The 15,593-nt window shown below is 55.7% G+C and carries 10 protein-coding genes; all 10 read left to right on the top strand.

Annotated elements, in window-relative coordinates:
- Nucleotides 1–155: 155 nt before the first annotated feature.
- The 10 genes from I2E77_RS11320 (at nt 156) to I2E77_RS11275 (ending at nt 15,356) form a co-directional block, all read left to right on the top strand.
- Nucleotides 156–1,739, top strand: a complete 1,584-nt coding sequence (locus I2E77_RS11320; protein ID WP_195451248.1) for a cytochrome c biogenesis CcdA family protein — start codon at nt 156–158, stop codon at nt 1,737–1,739.
- Nucleotides 1,740–1,934: 195 nt separating this feature from the next.
- A complete protein-coding gene (locus I2E77_RS11315) occupies nt 1,935–5,474 on the top strand; it encodes an NPCBM/NEW2 domain-containing protein (protein WP_195451247.1) in 3,540 nt (1,179 codons plus the stop codon).
- A gap of 303 nt (nt 5,475–5,777) precedes the next feature.
- A complete protein-coding gene (locus I2E77_RS11310) occupies nt 5,778–7,541 on the top strand; it encodes a cache domain-containing sensor histidine kinase (RefSeq protein ID WP_243252608.1) in 1,764 nt (587 codons plus the stop codon).
- A gap of 5 nt (nt 7,542–7,546) precedes the next feature.
- Nucleotides 7,547–8,764, top strand: a complete 1,218-nt coding sequence (locus I2E77_RS11305; protein WP_172749730.1) for a response regulator transcription factor — start codon at nt 7,547–7,549, stop codon at nt 8,762–8,764.
- Between the two features lie 39 nt (nt 8,765–8,803).
- Nucleotides 8,804–10,687: a substrate-binding domain-containing protein gene (locus I2E77_RS11300; protein ID WP_195451245.1), complete on the top strand. Its 1,884-nt coding sequence runs from the start codon at nt 8,804–8,806 to the stop codon at nt 10,685–10,687.
- Nucleotides 10,688–10,819: 132 nt separating this feature from the next.
- The gene (locus tag I2E77_RS11295) at nt 10,820–11,857 is read left to right on the top strand and encodes an aldose epimerase family protein (RefSeq protein WP_087234580.1); all 1,038 of its coding nucleotides are present in this window, start codon (nt 10,820–10,822) and stop codon (nt 11,855–11,857) included.
- A gap of 241 nt (nt 11,858–12,098) precedes the next feature.
- Nucleotides 12,099–12,650 (top strand): biotin transporter BioY, encoded by a 552-nt coding sequence (locus I2E77_RS11290; RefSeq protein ID WP_195451244.1) that lies wholly within the window; start codon nt 12,099–12,101, stop codon nt 12,648–12,650.
- Nucleotides 12,647–13,051 carry a DUF1284 domain-containing protein gene (locus I2E77_RS11285; RefSeq protein ID WP_195451243.1) on the top strand — a complete coding sequence of 135 codons (405 nt, stop codon included), beginning with the start codon at nt 12,647–12,649 and terminating at the stop codon, nt 13,049–13,051. Before I2E77_RS11290 ends, I2E77_RS11285 begins: the two co-directional genes overlap by 4 nt.
- A gap of 363 nt (nt 13,052–13,414) precedes the next feature.
- Nucleotides 13,415–14,752, top strand: coding sequence for an MATE family efflux transporter (locus I2E77_RS11280; RefSeq protein WP_087234577.1), 1,338 nt, complete (start codon nt 13,415–13,417; stop codon nt 14,750–14,752).
- Between the two features lies 1 nt (nt 14,753).
- Nucleotides 14,754–15,356, top strand: a complete 603-nt coding sequence (locus tag I2E77_RS11275; RefSeq protein ID WP_195451242.1) for a cytidylate kinase-like family protein — start codon at nt 14,754–14,756, stop codon at nt 15,354–15,356.
- The last annotated feature ends 237 nt before the right edge of the window (nt 15,357–15,593 follow it).

Raw genomic sequence — 15,593 nt, 5'->3', positions numbered from 1 at the left:
GAAACAGGGGCCCGAAGGAACCCATCGTATTGCCATCCCTGGCGGGGCGGCCGGGCCGCTCTGCCAGGGGCATTGTGCTTTCTGCCATGTGCTGTAAAACCGCCATCGGAACCATATGATGATCCAAATGCGAGAGAATGTTGAGGTGCATGCAGATGCAAAGACAAATAAGGAAAACAAAGGGCCCGTGGGCGGTGCTGCTCGCCCTGTTCCTGCTGGCAACGGCCATATTCCCTACGGCGGCGTGGGCCAGCGCGCAGCAGGACCCCTCCGCTTCGGAAGAGGTCACCTATCTGGACACCGTGTCCGTCAGCCCGGATGCGGACCTGGAGGAAGGCAATGTGGAGATCCTATACTATTTCTACAACCGGTGCCTTTCCTGCGACGAGGAAGCAACCATTGAGGAAAATATCCTTGGGATGCTCAAGAAGGATTTCCCAAACGTCACAGCGGACCTCACGATCAAAAATGTGGCGGAAGAGGAAAACCTGGAGGCCCTGCGCCAAGCCCTGATCGACAGTGGGGTTGGGGAAGAAAAACTGATGCAGCATCCGATTGTGTTTATCGGCGACCAGGTGTTGATCGGTTCGCAGGAGCTGGGGGAAAGATTTCAGCCGGTGGTAGCGGCGTATTTGGAGGAGCAGCGCGCCGCAGAAGCGGAATCCGTCACGATCCAATACCTGTATGCGGAGGGCTGCTCCGAGTGCGAACAGGTGACGGAATTTTTGGAGGGGATCACGACCGTCGAGGTGCAGAACGAGGATGGTTCGGTCGAAGAAAAGCCCCTGCGCGTGGAGCGCATCGACGCGGGCAATATTGCGGACATCGAAGAGATCAATGCGCTTTACAGCGAGCACCAGGTCAAGCCGGAGGAGCGGCGTGTCCCAATTGTGTTATATGACGGGGGTTATTTTGTCGGCTGTGAAAATATCCAAAAGAATTTGATAAATGCATTAAAAAATGGTAATCTTAGTTATAATGACCAAGATTTAACAGAGGAAGCGGAAGAATCCCTCTCGGCGGCCAATTTGTTTTGGGTGGCCCTGTCCGGGCTGATCGGGGGGCTGTCCCCCTGCTCCATGTCGCTGGTGCTTCTGCTGTTTTCGCTGTTGATTGCCGATAAGCAAAAGGTCTTGAAGGCTGGGTTTGGTTTCATCCTGGGCAGGATCATCCTGTATTTCCTGCTGGGGACGGTGTTCTTCGGCCTATTGCAGGCAATCGACCGGTCGCTCTTTTCAGGGATCAATACCGTGGTAGCCATACTGGTGGTCGTCATCGGGTGCCTGTTTGCCGTTTTGAGCTTTATCGATTTCCTGCGCACAAAGAACGGGCGCGCGGGAAAGGCGATTTTGCAGTTCACCCCGCGCATGAAGGCGTTTTACCGCAGGATCGTCGAGCGGCTTTCCACCGGGAAAGCGGTGTTTATCGCCGCCATGTTGGCGGGCGCGGTGATTGCCATTGGGGAGTTCCTGTGCACAGGCCAGCTGTTTGCGGCGACCGTCCTCTATTATTTTGATGCCAGCGCAGGAAATATGGTGGTGGGAGCCCTCATATTCCTGCTTTACACCGTGATGCTTTCCCTGCCCGCCGTTGTGGTAACGCTTTTGATCTATAAGGGGAAGCAATATTTAGACATTGCGGCGAAATTTGCCGGAAAAGAGCACCTCATCAAGCTTGTGATGGCGGTCCTTTTCCTGGGCTTTGCCGCGTTGAGCGCCTACCATCTGTGGGGCAGCTGATGAATCGCTGCACGCAGAAGGAGGAGTTCTTTTTCAGGACATTGCTGTACGGCCCCCGGCGGGGAAAAGGTTTATATTGCCGGGAAGCCTACAGAAATTCTTGTGTCAGGGCCTTGTGAGAGAGGCTCAAAGAAACGGGGTGGGAAAAGAAAAGAGAATTGTCAGGAGAATTTCGAAAAAAGAAGGAGGATTCAAGTGAAAAGGTTTACAAAATTTGCCACAGCCCTATCGACTGCCTTTTTGATGGCAGCGGTTTTGGCAACGGGCGCCAGCGCGCACGACAACGGGGCTGCCCAGACACCGCCCATGGGGTGGTCGAGCTGGAACCTCTTCGCGGCCAACATCGATGAGGACCTGATCGTCGATATTGCGGACGCGATGGTGGAGTACAATCTGGATGACGCCGGGTATGAGTATGTCAACCTCGACGACAACTGGCAGTCGTCCGAACGCGATGTCAACGGGAGATTGCAGTTTGACCCGATCCGCTTCCCGCACGACGGCAACTGGCTGTCGGGGCAGATCCACGACAGAGGGCTGAAGATGGGCCTGTATACGTCCAACGGCCTGTACACCTGCCAGGACCTGCCGGCCTCCGAGTTCCGGGAGCTGAGCGACGCGACGAGCTTTGCAAATTGGGAGATCGACTTCTTCAAGTACGATTATTGCCACAATGTGCAGCTCTCCCCGACCGCATACGGCATCTATGGGCTGAAAGTTGCCAAGCCGTATGATACAAGCGAAGATCGGGAAATTTACGAATATTCCTACACCGACGCAGAACTGGAAGGCACCGCCTATATCTCTGGCGACCACATCGACGGCCTGGGCGAGAACGCGGGCGCCGCGACCTTCACGGTAACTGTGCCGGAAGATGGTACATATGCGATCAACCTCGACTTCTATAAGAAGCCGTCCGACGAAGATGTGCCGATGTTCGTCGATATCAACGGCGACAGCGACCATCCTTACCGCATGATGCTCCCGTCCACCGGATACAACGGCGGCGCGCCGGGCAGCCGTGCATCCGCTCTGTTTGAGCTGAAAGCCGGCGAAAACACCCTGCGGTTCTACAACCCGATCCGCAGCTCCAACCGCGACTACGACACCGCCCGCTATAATTACAAGTTCATGAGCACGAACCTGATGCAGGCGACGGAGAAGTATGCAGAGGAGAACGGCAAAGAAAACCGCCCGATCACGCTGGAAATCTGCGAATGGGGCGGCCGCCAGCCTTGGGTCTGGGGCGGCGAAACCGGCAACATGTGGAGAACCACCGGCGATATCGCGGCCAACTGGAACTCCATCTCCAGCATCTACGATACCAACGTAGAACTGTATAAGTATGCTGGCAAGTACGGCAAAGAAGAGGGCGACAACAACTACGGCTGGAACCATCCGGATATGTTGGAAGTGGGCGTCGGCTCTTCTTTGACCTATGATGAAAACGTTTCCCACTTCAGCCTCTGGTGCGAGATGGCATCCCCGCTGATCCTCGGCAACGACCTGCGGACGCTTGACGAGAATCCGGAAATCCTCGACATCATCACCAACGAGGACGCCATCGCGGTCAACCAGGACCCGACGGCGATCCAGGGCATCCGCTATCGCGATGAAGGCGATTTCGAGTACCTCGTAAAGCCTCTGACCGACGGACGCATTTCCCTGCTTATGTTCAACCGCTCCAATTCTGCGGCGACCATGACCCAGGAAATTTCCCAGATCGGCGAACTGCTGAAAGAAAAAGACGAGTACTACTATGACAACTACTACAAGCTCGACAACACCTATGTATATCATCTGAAGGACGTCTGGGAGAAGGACGAAGACGGCAACAACATCGAGTTTGACTCCCCGGTTGCCACCGCATCCGTCCCGGCGCACGGCGTCAAGATGTACATCATCGAACCCAATGAGAACGTCCAGGAAGGCGCTTACATTGTTGGCGAACTCGACGACAGCAACCTGAGAAGCGGCGAGAGTGCAATCCTGACAGCGCGCTTTGTCAACGGCGGCGCAACGAAGGTTGACACCGTCGGCATCAGCCTCGACCTGCCGGAAGGCTTCACCTCCAAGGCGCTCTCCTCCACCGTGAGCAGCGACCTCACCACGGGAGAAAGCTTTACTGTCCAGTTCCGCGTCACCGCAGGCGATGTGCCCATGACCAATGAACCGATCACGGTCAAGGCACTTTTGACGTATGAAGGCTCCAACCAGCCGGTCACCGTGACGTTCGATACGATGATCACTGTGCAAGCGGCAGCAACAGGCGACCCGCTGCCGGACGGCCCGTTGACCACCGAAAACTGGGTATCCGGAACTGCCGGCTGGGGCAACATCCAGCAGGACCGCTCCATCAACGGCAACCCGCTGACCATCAACGGCACCACCTATGAGACCGGTATCGGCACGCATGCGCCTTCCGAGCTGGTATACTACATCGGCGGACGCAACGTAGAGTTCACCGCACTGGTCGGCTCCGATGCAGATTCCGGCAACAGCGGCGACATTACCTTCCAGGTCTATGGCGACGACGACCTGCTGTATGACAGCGGTGAGATGGATTGGCATGACGATGCGAAGTCCGTCGCTGTGAAGCTGATGGGTTACGATTACCTGCGCCTGGTCGTCGACTCGGGCGGCAATATGGACTTTGACCACGCGGACTGGATCAATCCGCGAATCGATTCCTATGATCCGGAAGTGCTGGCAGACGATGTATTGACCATTGCGAACGCTTGGTCTGCGAACAGCTACTGGAGAGACCCGGCGGACGGCAAGAACATGGACGGCGGCTCCATGATCCTGGACGGCGTGAACTATGACCGCCCGGACGGCGGCTTCCAGGTGAACCCGCCCAGCGAGGTTGTGTATTACCTGAACGGCGCGTCCGGCGTCTTTACCACGAAGATCGGCATCGGCGATGAGGTGGAGGACGACGCCAACGGCGCTACCGTAAATTATAAGATTTACGGAGACGATGAACTCCTCTTTGAACAGTATATGGATGCCACTTCGGAATCCGTTGACGTTGAACTGCCGATGGCAGGCTATGATTTCCTGAAACTGGTTGTGGAAGAAGTAGACAGCACCGAATACGACCACGCTTGCTGGGTTGAGCCGCGCTTCACCACCTCTACGGAGCCGCTGGCGGCTTTGATCGCAGAGGCGGAAGAGCTGTTCAACACAACGGACAACGTCACGGACGAAGCAATCGAATTGCTCCAGAACGCGATTGACGAAGCACAGGCGCTCGTCGACCTGGGCAGCGAAGCCAACAAGGACGACATGGCGCTTGCCGCGAAGCAGCTGCGCGTTGCGATGCAGGAATTCACCGATTCCAAGTGGGTTGTCGATAAGGCGGGCCTCTATGGCGCGATTATCATGGCGAAATCCCTGAACGAAGAAGACTATGATGCGGATAAGTGGGCGGCCTTTGAGGAAGTCTATGACGCAGCATATGAAGTGTACTTGGATGAAGAGGCAACGCAGGAAGACGTCAATGCAGCGGAGCAGGCACTGCGCGATGCATTGAAGTCCCTGGACGTGGTCGCCGGCGACCTCGACGGCGATGGCGAACTGACGGATGCGGATATCGAGATGCTCCAGCAGTACATCTTGGGCGACCTGGAACTGACGGAAGACCAGATGGCTCTGATGGACTATGACGGCAACGGTACGGTTGATATCCGTGATATGATCCAGTGGAAGAAAGTCCTGTTGACTCAGGAATAAACAGCAGACCTCTATGCCCAGGCGGATAGCCCGCCCGGCGTAGCGGATTAGGGAAAGGCATTGACAGGCGTTTGGACCCTTTTGCCTGTCAATGCCTGTTTTCTTCCTTTATGAAAACAACCTGCATAATTTATACGCGATTTTTATGGAATTTTATGGATATTACACACAGAAAACTTGCGATCAAACCATTCATTAGACAATCCGGCAGAAAGATTTTTCTGCCTCCAAATACATGGCCCTGCAAGACGGCAGGACGGGAAAGAGGGGATGTAGGCTTTGAGGAAAATGAAGGACCTACTGTTGAATGTAAGCTTGCGGACCAGGATGCTCCTGTCCAATATTGTTGTAGCGCTCATCCCTTTCCTGATGTTCTCCATTGTGAGCGGCTCCATCTTTTTGGACCATGCCCAGAAGACCGCAGAGGAGCATTCTGTGCAGCTGATCCACCAGGTGAGCAACTCCATGGATGTTTATGTGGAAACCATTGAGAAGATGGTCAATTACATCCAATTGGAATTGCAAGACACGCCTTTTTTTACTATGGAAACCGAAGGCGCCTCTGGCTGGGAGAGCGAAACGGATTATATCCGTTCCGTTTTGGAAAACGTCGCGAATTCCCACCGGGAGGTGGCCGGGATCTTTATCGCGACAAAAGAGGATCTTTATGTCAGCACGGGGATGTCGCGCATTTCGCGCGACCCCTTTCAAAACGAACGGTGGTACCGGGAAGCTTCGGAAAACCCCGAGGAAATCCAGCTTATTAGCGTAGTGACGGGCCGGAATATTGTGACCAACCGCAGCTACAGCATCGACGATGTGTTCTCGCTGGCAAAAGCTGTGCAAGACCCGGAAACCGGGGAAGTGCTGGGGGTGATCCTGCTGGATATCCGCCACGACATTATCCAGAGTTCCATCAACGGCGTCACCATCGGGGAAAAAGGGTTTGTCTTTGTGATGGACCAGGAGGACAATATTGTTTATACGCCCGTCAACGGCATTGTATACCGCGTCAACCCCAAGTGGGTCAAGGCGATGGAGCCCATGTCGGTGCAGATCCAGGGCGGAAGCTACCAGATCCGCAGCGAGCTGTCCCCCTATACCGGCTGGCGGACCGTGGGCGTATTTTCCATGGACGAAGTGATGTCCAGCGTCAATACCATTGTGTACATCCTGTTTACCTGCGTCATCATCTCCCTGGTATTGGTGGTCATCGTTTCCTTTAAATTCAGCCGGACGCTCACAAACCCGATCTTTAAGCTCAAACGCCTGATGAAACAGGCGGAATCCGGCGACCTTACGGTCCGTTTCAATTTCCAACACAACGATGAAATCGGGGAGCTTGGGCAGAGCTTTAACCACATGATTGCGCGCATCGACCAGCTGATCCAAATGGTCTATGTGGAGCAGGAGAACAAGCGGACCGCAGAGATGAAGTCCCTCCAGGAGCAGATCAAGCCGCATTTCCTCTACAATACGCTGGATACCATCAGCTGGATGGCCCGCGACTACGATGCGGAGGATATCGTGCGTCTGGTGGACGCCTTGACAAATATGTTCCGCATTGGCCTGAGCCACGGGAAGGACATCATCACGGTCAAAGAAGAGATCACACACGTTTCCAACTACCTCTATATCCAAAAGATCCGCTATAAGGATAAGCTCAACTATGTGATCCATGTGGACGAATCACTCTATGCCATCGAGGTGCCCAAGTTGATTTTGCAGCCCCTGGTGGAAAACGCCATTTACCACGGCGTAAAGGCAAAGCGCGGCGGCACCATTACCATCACCGGTGTGCCCGAGGGGGAAAACCTGGTGTTCACGGTCCAGGACAACGGTGCCGGGATGCCCCAGGAAAAGGTGGAGGAACTCAACCGGCGGATGAGCGAGCGCAGTGTGCTGGACGAAAAAAAGAGCTTCGGCCTGTTCTATATCCGGGAACGGATCCAGCTTTGCTATGGAACGGGGTATGGCGTACATGTGGAAAGTGCCCTGGGCGAGGGGACCCGCGTGACCATTACGCTGCCCCTGTATCAAAAGCCGAAAAAATTTGATGAGGAGTGATGGGAATGTACAAGGTGCTGATTGCGGATGACGAGGAGATTATCCGCAGGGGGATTGCCCATTTCCTGAAAAAGGACCCCGATATACAGGTGGTCGCCCAAGCGGAAGACGGGGAAATGGCCTTGGAACAGGCGATGGAATATCACCCGGATCTGCTCTTTGTAGACATCAACATGCCGTTTTTAAACGGCCTGGATTTTATTGAGAAGCTGAAAACCGTCCAGCCGGACGCCTTGATCCTTGTGATTACCGGCTACGACGATTTTAAATATGCCCAGAAGGCCCTGCGCCTAGGGGTCTTTGACTATCTGCTCAAGCCCATTATGGAGGATACCTTTTATGAGGCGTTGGGCAAGGCAAAAGACCAGCTTGGGCACCGGCAAAAACAGGCCCAGTATCTGGAATGGGCCCGGGCGCTGGTGGAGAAAAACCGGCCGGCGTTGATCGCCGAATTCCTGGAGGGCTGGCTGGACGGCCGCTTTACGGAAGCGGAGATCCAGGAGCGCATTTCTGCCCTTGGGCTGGAACTCCCGGAGCCAGTCGGCGTGACGCTGGTGCATCTTGAGAACAAGGACAATGCGGAAATCGGCGGCGAGTGGGACGAGGACTTGCTGTTCTATGCGGCGGAAAATATGGCGAATGAGGTCTTCCAGACGCTGCGCCCTGTATCCACCTGCCGGAATTCCGCCGGCGAATTGGTGCTGCTCACCGCGGGGGAACCGCGCGCTGTGTGGGAGGCCGCGGGGGAACAGCTCAAACACTTGCTGCAAACCCACCTGCCGGTGGATGTCTTCCTCACCCGGCGCCTGGGGGATACGCTGCAAGGCCTGCCTGCCGCATACGAAGGGGCGTCCGAGGACCTGCGTACCCTGTTGGAGACGCCGCAGCTTGTCCGGGATGCAAAAAAATACATCGAAGAAAACTTTGCCCGGGAGGAATTCTCCCTCACAGAGGCGGCGGACTATACGCATGTCTCCCCGCAGCACCTGAGCCGGGTGTTCCGCCAGAGCACGGGCATCACTTTTATGGACTATATCACGCGGGTACGCATCCGCCGGGCGATTGAGCTTTTGCGCGATGACGACCACAAGATGTATGAGATTGCGGAGGCGGTCGGGTACTCCAGCCAGCATTATTTCAGCAGCGCGTTTAAAAAGGTGCTGGGGGTTTCGCCTATGGAGTACAAGAAGAGCTTGCAGAAAAGGGGCGAACCCAATCCATGACCGGCCCAACGGCAGGAATGTAGAAAGGAGGGAATCCGCATGCGGGAACGGATCAAAAAGGCAGGCTACCGGTTGATCGGGAAAGCTGCCTGCGCATGTATCCTGATTTTTGTGTTGCTCTTTACGATCTTCTCCGCGTGTGTGGTAAAGCAGCAGCCAGACCAGATCTCCTATGTGATCGGCGTATCGCAGGCCAATATGCGGGAGCCCTGGCGGTTGGTGCTCACGCAGGAGATCCAGGAGGAAGCTGCCAAACATCCGGACGTGCGCCTGGTCATTACGGACGCGACGGACAACAGCGATAAACAGATCGCGGACATCCAACGGTTGCTGGATTTCGGGGTCGATTTGATGATCGTCTCCCCTTGTGACGTCAAAAAGGTCACGCCGCTGGTGAGCGAAGTGTACCAGTCGATCCCTGTGGTGGTCCTTGACCGCGTGGTGGAGGGGTACGATTATTCCCTCTTTATCGGCCCGGATAACGAACTGATTGGGAAGCGGGCGGGGAAATCCGTGTCTGCCATGCTGGGCGGCAAAGGGACCGTCCTGGAGCTCTGCGGGAGTTCCGTCTCGCAGGCGAGCATCGACCGGAGCGAGGGCTTCCGAAGCGTCATCGAAGAAGCGGGCAACGTCAGGGTGGAGCAGGTGCATGTTGTGAGCGAATCCCGCGACTCCGCGGAGGATATTGTCCGGGCGTTCGGCACGCATCTGCGCGACATCGACGCGATTTTCGCACACAACGATTATATGGCCCTCGGCGCTGCCCGCGCGCTGGAACAGTTGGGCTACGACGATATCCGCATTGTGGGGGTCGATGGGTTCACCGGGGAGAACCGGGGGATCGACCTGGTGCGCCGCGGGCTGATCGACGAGACGATCACCTGCCCAACCGGCGGCAGGGAGGCTGTCCAATATGCGCTGGAGATTTTGCAGAATGTCAGCGGCGTCCCCAAGCAGGTGATCCTGCGGAGCCACAGCATCACAAAGGAGAATGCGGACGAATACGTCGAGAGCCTCAACCGGGTGTATGAAGAGCCCGACCGGATCATCGACGTGGGATATGCACAGGTTGGCACGGAGAGCGCCTGGCGCTTGGCAAACACCCAGTCGATCAAGACCGCGGCCAAGGATTTTGGCATCAACCTGATCTACGAGGACGGCAACCAGAGCCAGGAGCGGCAGATCGAGGCGCTGCGCCGGTTCATTGAGATGGAAGTGGACGTCATTGTGCTAAGCCCGGTTGTAGACAGCGGCTGGGACGAGGTGCTGGAGGAAGCGCAGGACGCGGGGATTCCGGTCCTCCTTTCCGACCGGAAGGTCAGCACACAAAAGGACGATATGTATATGACGTTTATCGGCGCGGACTTCCTGGAGGAAGGGCGGCGTGCCATGCGGTGGTTGGCCGGGACCATGGAAGACCCGTTGGAGCATGTGCGCATTATGGAAATTGAGGGCACCGTGGGGGCGTCCCCTTCAGAGGAGCGCAGCCAGGGGTTCCAGGAGGTTATGCAGGAATACCCCAATTGCCAAATTGTCTATTCAGCCTGCGGGGATTTCACCTATGAGGGCGGGAAACAGGTGGTAGAGGATTACATGGCCTCCCATAAGTGGGACATCGACGTGATCTTCTCCCAAAATGACGATATGGCGCTCGGCGCGGCGGAGGCGTTGGAGGCCCATGGCCTGAAGCCCGGCGTGGACGTCAAGCTGATCTCTGTGGACGGCGCGCGCTCGGCCTTCCAAGCGCTGATCGATAAACGGCTGAACTGTGTGGTGGAATGCAGCCCGCTGCTGGGACCCCAGCTGATGAAGGCGGTCAAGGACTTGATGGCGGGAAAAGAGCTGCCCCTGCGCATTATCACCGACGAAAAGGTCTATACACAGGAGAATGCGCAGCAGTACATCCGGAGCAGGAAATATTGATTTCCGGGGAAAAGGGAAGCGGGATCGCTTCCAGACTTCCCGGCGCGCGTGCCGGAGGGAAAGCCGCGCAAGCTTCCTTATGCCGGGGCGCGCAGCAGCAACCAACTGAGTTTGATAAGGAGGATAAAAAGCATGGTCACACAAGAATTGTTTGGCACGACACGGGGCGGGGTCCCCGTATACCGGTTTTGCATCGAAAATGCGAGCGGGGCGTCCGTGAGCGTGATGAACTACGGATGCACCATCCAGGCAATCCGGGTGCCCGACCGCAACGGGACGTTGACGGACGTCTGCCTGGGGTACCGCACCCTTGCGGAATACGAGCAGAACAATGGGTATCTGGGGGCTGTGGTCGGGCGCCATGGCAACCGCATTGAAAAGGGGATTTTCCAGCTCAATGGGACGGAATACCATCTGGCGGTCAACGATGGGCCGAACCATCTGCACGGCGGGATTTGCGGATTTGACAAGCGCGTTTGGGACGCCAGCATTGAGGGGCAGTCGGTGATGTTCCACCGGCTTTCCCCGGACGGGGAAGAGGGGTATCCCGGCAACCTCGATGTGCGCGTGACGTACACCTTTACCGATGACAACCGGCTGCTCCTGCAATACCGTGCGGAGACCGACGCGGACACCGTGGTCAACCTCACGAACCACTGCTATTTCAACCTGTCCGGCGAGGGGAAGGGGACGATCCGCAACCACATCCTGCGCATTCCGGCGGGATCGTTCACGGAAAACGATGCGGACTGCCTGCCGACCGGCACCGTCCTCTCCGTCGAGGGGACGCCGTTTGACTTCCGGGAGAGCAAGGAAATCGGGCGGGATATGGACGTGGACTGCCCGCAGCTCCGCAATGGGAAGGGATACGACCACAACTTTATCCTGGACGGCGGGGATGGGGAGAAGGTCGCCGCAGAGCTCTATTCGCCCGATACGGGGATTGCGATGACCGTCCGCACCACCATGCCCGGCGTGCAGTTCTACAGCGGGAATGTGTTGGATGGCCCGGTCGGGAAATCCGGGGTGCCCTATGAGACGAACATGGGCTTGTGCTTGGAGACGCAGTATTTCCCCAATGCGATGTCGTGCCCGCATTTTCCGTCGCCCGTGCTGCATAAGGGAGCGCTCTATGCACACGACACGTCATTTACGTTTGGTTGTAAATAAAGAAAATTATCCAAAATGTATTTCATATACCCTGCATTTGCCGCCTGCAAAGGCCGGTTGGACTTTGCTGCGAAAACAGGGAGACGAGGGGAAGGCTTGTATTAAAAGCCTTCCCCTCATACGGTTCTGGAAAATTCAGCCCCGTTCATCTTTCCAATCCTTGACATTTTCCAGCGGAACCCGTATAATGCAAATTGTAAACCTAAATAAATTATTTAGTTAACAATAGAGGAGGGGCGGTATGACCCGGTTGGAAAAAACGCGAAACCTGATCCTTTGCGCGCTGTTTGCAGCACTGACCGCGGTACTTTCCCAGATTGCAATCCCGATTCAGCCCGTGCCGGTCAACCTGGCGACCTTCTCGGTCTTTGTGGCGGGCGGCGTGCTGGGGGCGAAGCGCGGTGCAATCAGCCAGGCGGTCTATGTCCTGCTGGGGGCGGTTGGCCTGCCGGTGTTTTCCTCCTTTAGCGGAGGGATGGGGATCTTGTTTGGGCCGACGGGCGGCTATATCGTTGGGTACGTTGCGGCGGCATGGCTGGTGGGGCTCTTGTCCGCACGGTGCCATGGGAAGGCATATTGGTTTGCCCTGTCCATGGCTGGCGGGTTGGCGCTCTGCTATCTATTGGGCACCGCCTGGTATATGGTGGTCGCGCATACCGGCCTGGTGGAATCCCTGTTGCTGTGTGTCGTTCCTTTCCTTCCGGGAGATGCGGCCAAGATTGCCGTGGCCGCCCTGTTGGTACCCGTGCTGCGCAAGACGCTGTCCAAAGCAGGGATGGCGGTTTCGGTATGAACGGGAAGGCCATACGGCTGCGGCCCCACCACGGGCTCTGCATCCGGCACTTTACGGGAAAGGGCTATAGCCCTGCGTTTGTCGAGAATATGGCGCGCGTCATCGCTGGCCTGCGAGCCGCACCGGAGACGGACATCGAACTGACCGCAGGTGCGGACGTCCTCTGCGCGAGCTGCCCACACAATCAAAGCGGCTGGTGCGCGTCCGCGCCGAAGCCCGATAGGTATGACCGTGCCGTGTTGCAATACTGCGGCCTGCGGTTTGGGCAGCGGATTCCCTGGGGCGAATTTGAGCGCCGTGTGGAGCAACAGATCCTACGGCCCGGCTGTTTGGAGCAGGTTTGCCGGGGGTGCCAGTGGCTGGACCTCTGCCGGGGACAAAGTAGAACCTGTAATAATTAAAGCAAATTATACAAAGTGTATCATATTAAACGATACGTTTCGTATAATCATAATGATTTATACGAATAGGATATCACCTTTAGCGCCTTTATACCGGCGGAGCGATTCAGCGCCCGAAGAGGATACGATCGCTGGGGCGCCACCCTGCCCCTCTTTGTTTGGCGCGGAAGGCCGGGATCAGGATTTTGCGCTTCCCATCCCTGGATTCCTCCGCTCGCATTTGACATGCAAAAAGAAATCTGTTACAATAGACAGGCTTGCTCGGAGGGCAAATCATTCGGTAGAAATGATGGGCTGGATAAGGCACAGACTGAAATGTCTGACCTTATCCAGCCTTTTTTATTTGGAAGGAGGAGAATACGAATGGACTTTCTGAACGGCAACATCAAAACCATCTATTTTAAGTACTTGGCGGCGGCGTTTGGCAGCGCCCTGATCACGTCGATCTATTCGATTGTAGACATGGCCATGGTCGGCCAGTACCACGGCCCGGAGGGGTCGGCGGCCCTGGCGGTGGTCGCGCCCGTCTGGAACATCATCTATAGCTTTGGGCTCCTGATGGGGATCGGCGGCTCGGTCCTTTTCAGCACCATCCGGGGAAAGGCGGAAGGCCAGGAGAAGCGGTCAAATGCGTATTTTACCGCTTCCGTGATCGGCTCGATCTTTCTTGCGGCGGTCATTTGGCTGGTGGTGATCTTTTTCGACCGCGAACTCCTGCTGCTGTTTGGCGCGCAGGACAACACGCTTTCTCTGGCGCGGGAATACGTGAGCCCTATCAAATTTGCAATCCCGCTGTTCCTGTTCAACCAGATGCTTGCGGCCTACCTGCGGAACGATAAAAACCCCGCGCTGGCCACAGGGGCTGTGTTGGCGGGCGGCATTTTCAATGTGTTTGGGGATTATTTCTTTGTCTTTACATGCGATATGGGCGCGTATGGCGCGGGGCTTGCCACGGCCATCGGTTCGGCCATCACGTTTATCGTGATGCTGTCGCATTTCTTCACGAAGCGGAATACACTGCACTTCGTGAAACCCACCGGCCTGTTCAAAATGCTGAAGGAGATCTCTGTAACCGGATTTTCCACCTTTTTCATTGACGTTGCGATGGGCATCCTCACCATCCTGTTTAACCGGCAGATTATGCACTATTTGGGGACAAATGCGCTGGCGGTGTACGGCGTAATTGTCAACATCAGTACGTTTGCGCAGTGCTGCGCCTACAGTGTTGGGCAGGCCTCCCAGCCCATTATTTCTACAAATTTCGGTGCAAACAAGGGGGACCGGATCCGTCAGGCCTTAAAATACGCTTTGGGCACGACGGCCTTTTTCGGCATCTTTTGGACAGCATTGAGTTTGGCGGTTCCCAACCTGTTTATCCGCGTCTTTATGACGCCAACGCCCGAGGTCCTGGAAATTGCTCCAACGATTTTCCGCTGCTATGGCATCTCGTTCCTTTTGCTGCCATTGAACATCTTTTCTACCTATTACTTCCAGGCCCTTATGAAGCCCAAGGTGGCGTTTGTTGTGTCCGTGGCGCGTGGGTTGGTGGTCAGCGGGGTCCTGATCTACTTGCTTCCATTGGTCACGGGGGCGGACTCCATTTGGTTCGCGATGCCCATTACGGAGCTGCTCGTTGCCATCTATGTCGTTTATGAGATGGTAAAATGTACAAAACCTCTGAAAACGAAAGGAGTTGTGTAGGATGAACCGAATCATTACCATTGGCCGCGAATTCGGAAGCGGCGGCCGCGAGTTTGGCCGCCGGTTGGCGGAAGAGCTGGGATTTGCCTATTACGATCAGGAAATCATCAGCGAAATTGCAAAACGGACCTCACTGTCCGAACAGTATGTGGAGGCGATTGTAGAACATCAGCCCTCGTTTTCGTTCCCCATCCATATTGGAAGGAGTTTTTACCCTGCGGTAAACCCTGCTTTTGAGCAGACGATGGCGGTCTATCAGGAGCAGGCGCGCATCATCACACAAATGGCGGCGAAATCCAATTGCGTGATCGTGGGGCGGTGTGCGGATTATATTTTGAAGGAATACCGGCCGTTCCGGATCTTTATCTATGCGGACATGGAAAGCAAAATCAAGCGCTGCCGGGAAAAGGGTCCGGAGGACGAAAAGCTGACCGATAAGGAATTGAAACAGAAGATTACCGGAATCGATAAGAAGCGTGCCAAGTATTGTGAGGTCTATACCGGGCACGCCTGGGGAGATAAATTGAATTTTGACCTTTGCATCAACACCACACAGACCGTCATCAAGGAGATTGTACCCGCAATTGCAAGGCTCTTTGTTTGACGGGCCGCAGCAGGCTCCGAAAACCGGGCGCTTCACACCGAAGCGCCCGGTTTTTGTATCTGGAGGGAAACCTCTATACGGAAAAACGCGGAAAAAGCCGCCAGGGAAACAGGACCTCCAACCGGTTATAGGGCCCGAAGATGATTTTATAAAGAAAGCCTTTACGTCCCACCGCATACTCAGGGAACGATAGGGATCGAAATCAAAATAGAAATTTAACATGGATTTTACATAGAT

The organism is Anaeromassilibacillus sp. 1001302B_160321_C8 (assembly GCF_015554745.1).
Classification (GTDB): Bacteria; Bacillota; Clostridia; order Oscillospirales; family Acutalibacteraceae; genus Anaeromassilibacillus; species Anaeromassilibacillus stercoravium.
The sequence above is the reverse complement of the archived record's forward strand: the minus strand, read 5'-3'. Positions and strand labels throughout refer to the sequence as shown.

Bases quoted from the DNA above. Each gene is read 5' to 3' on its own strand.
- I2E77_RS11300 (WP_195451245.1), top strand. From the start codon at position 8,804: ATGCGGGAACGGATCAAAAAGGCAGGCTACCGGTTGATCGGGAAAGCT.
- I2E77_RS11280 (WP_087234577.1), top strand. From the start codon at position 13,415: ATGGACTTTCTGAACGGCAACATCAAAACCATCTATTTTAAGTACTTG.
- I2E77_RS11295 (WP_087234580.1), top strand. From the start codon at position 10,820: ATGGTCACACAAGAATTGTTTGGCACGACACGGGGCGGGGTCCCCGTA.
- I2E77_RS11290 (WP_195451244.1), top strand. From the start codon at position 12,099: ATGACCCGGTTGGAAAAAACGCGAAACCTGATCCTTTGCGCGCTGTTT.
- I2E77_RS11275 (WP_195451242.1), top strand. From the start codon at position 14,754: ATGAACCGAATCATTACCATTGGCCGCGAATTCGGAAGCGGCGGCCGC.
- I2E77_RS11305 (WP_172749730.1), top strand. From the start codon at position 7,547: ATGTACAAGGTGCTGATTGCGGATGACGAGGAGATTATCCGCAGGGGG.
- I2E77_RS11285 (WP_195451243.1), top strand. From the start codon at position 12,647: ATGAACGGGAAGGCCATACGGCTGCGGCCCCACCACGGGCTCTGCATC.
- I2E77_RS11320 (WP_195451248.1), top strand. From the start codon at position 156: ATGCAAAGACAAATAAGGAAAACAAAGGGCCCGTGGGCGGTGCTGCTC.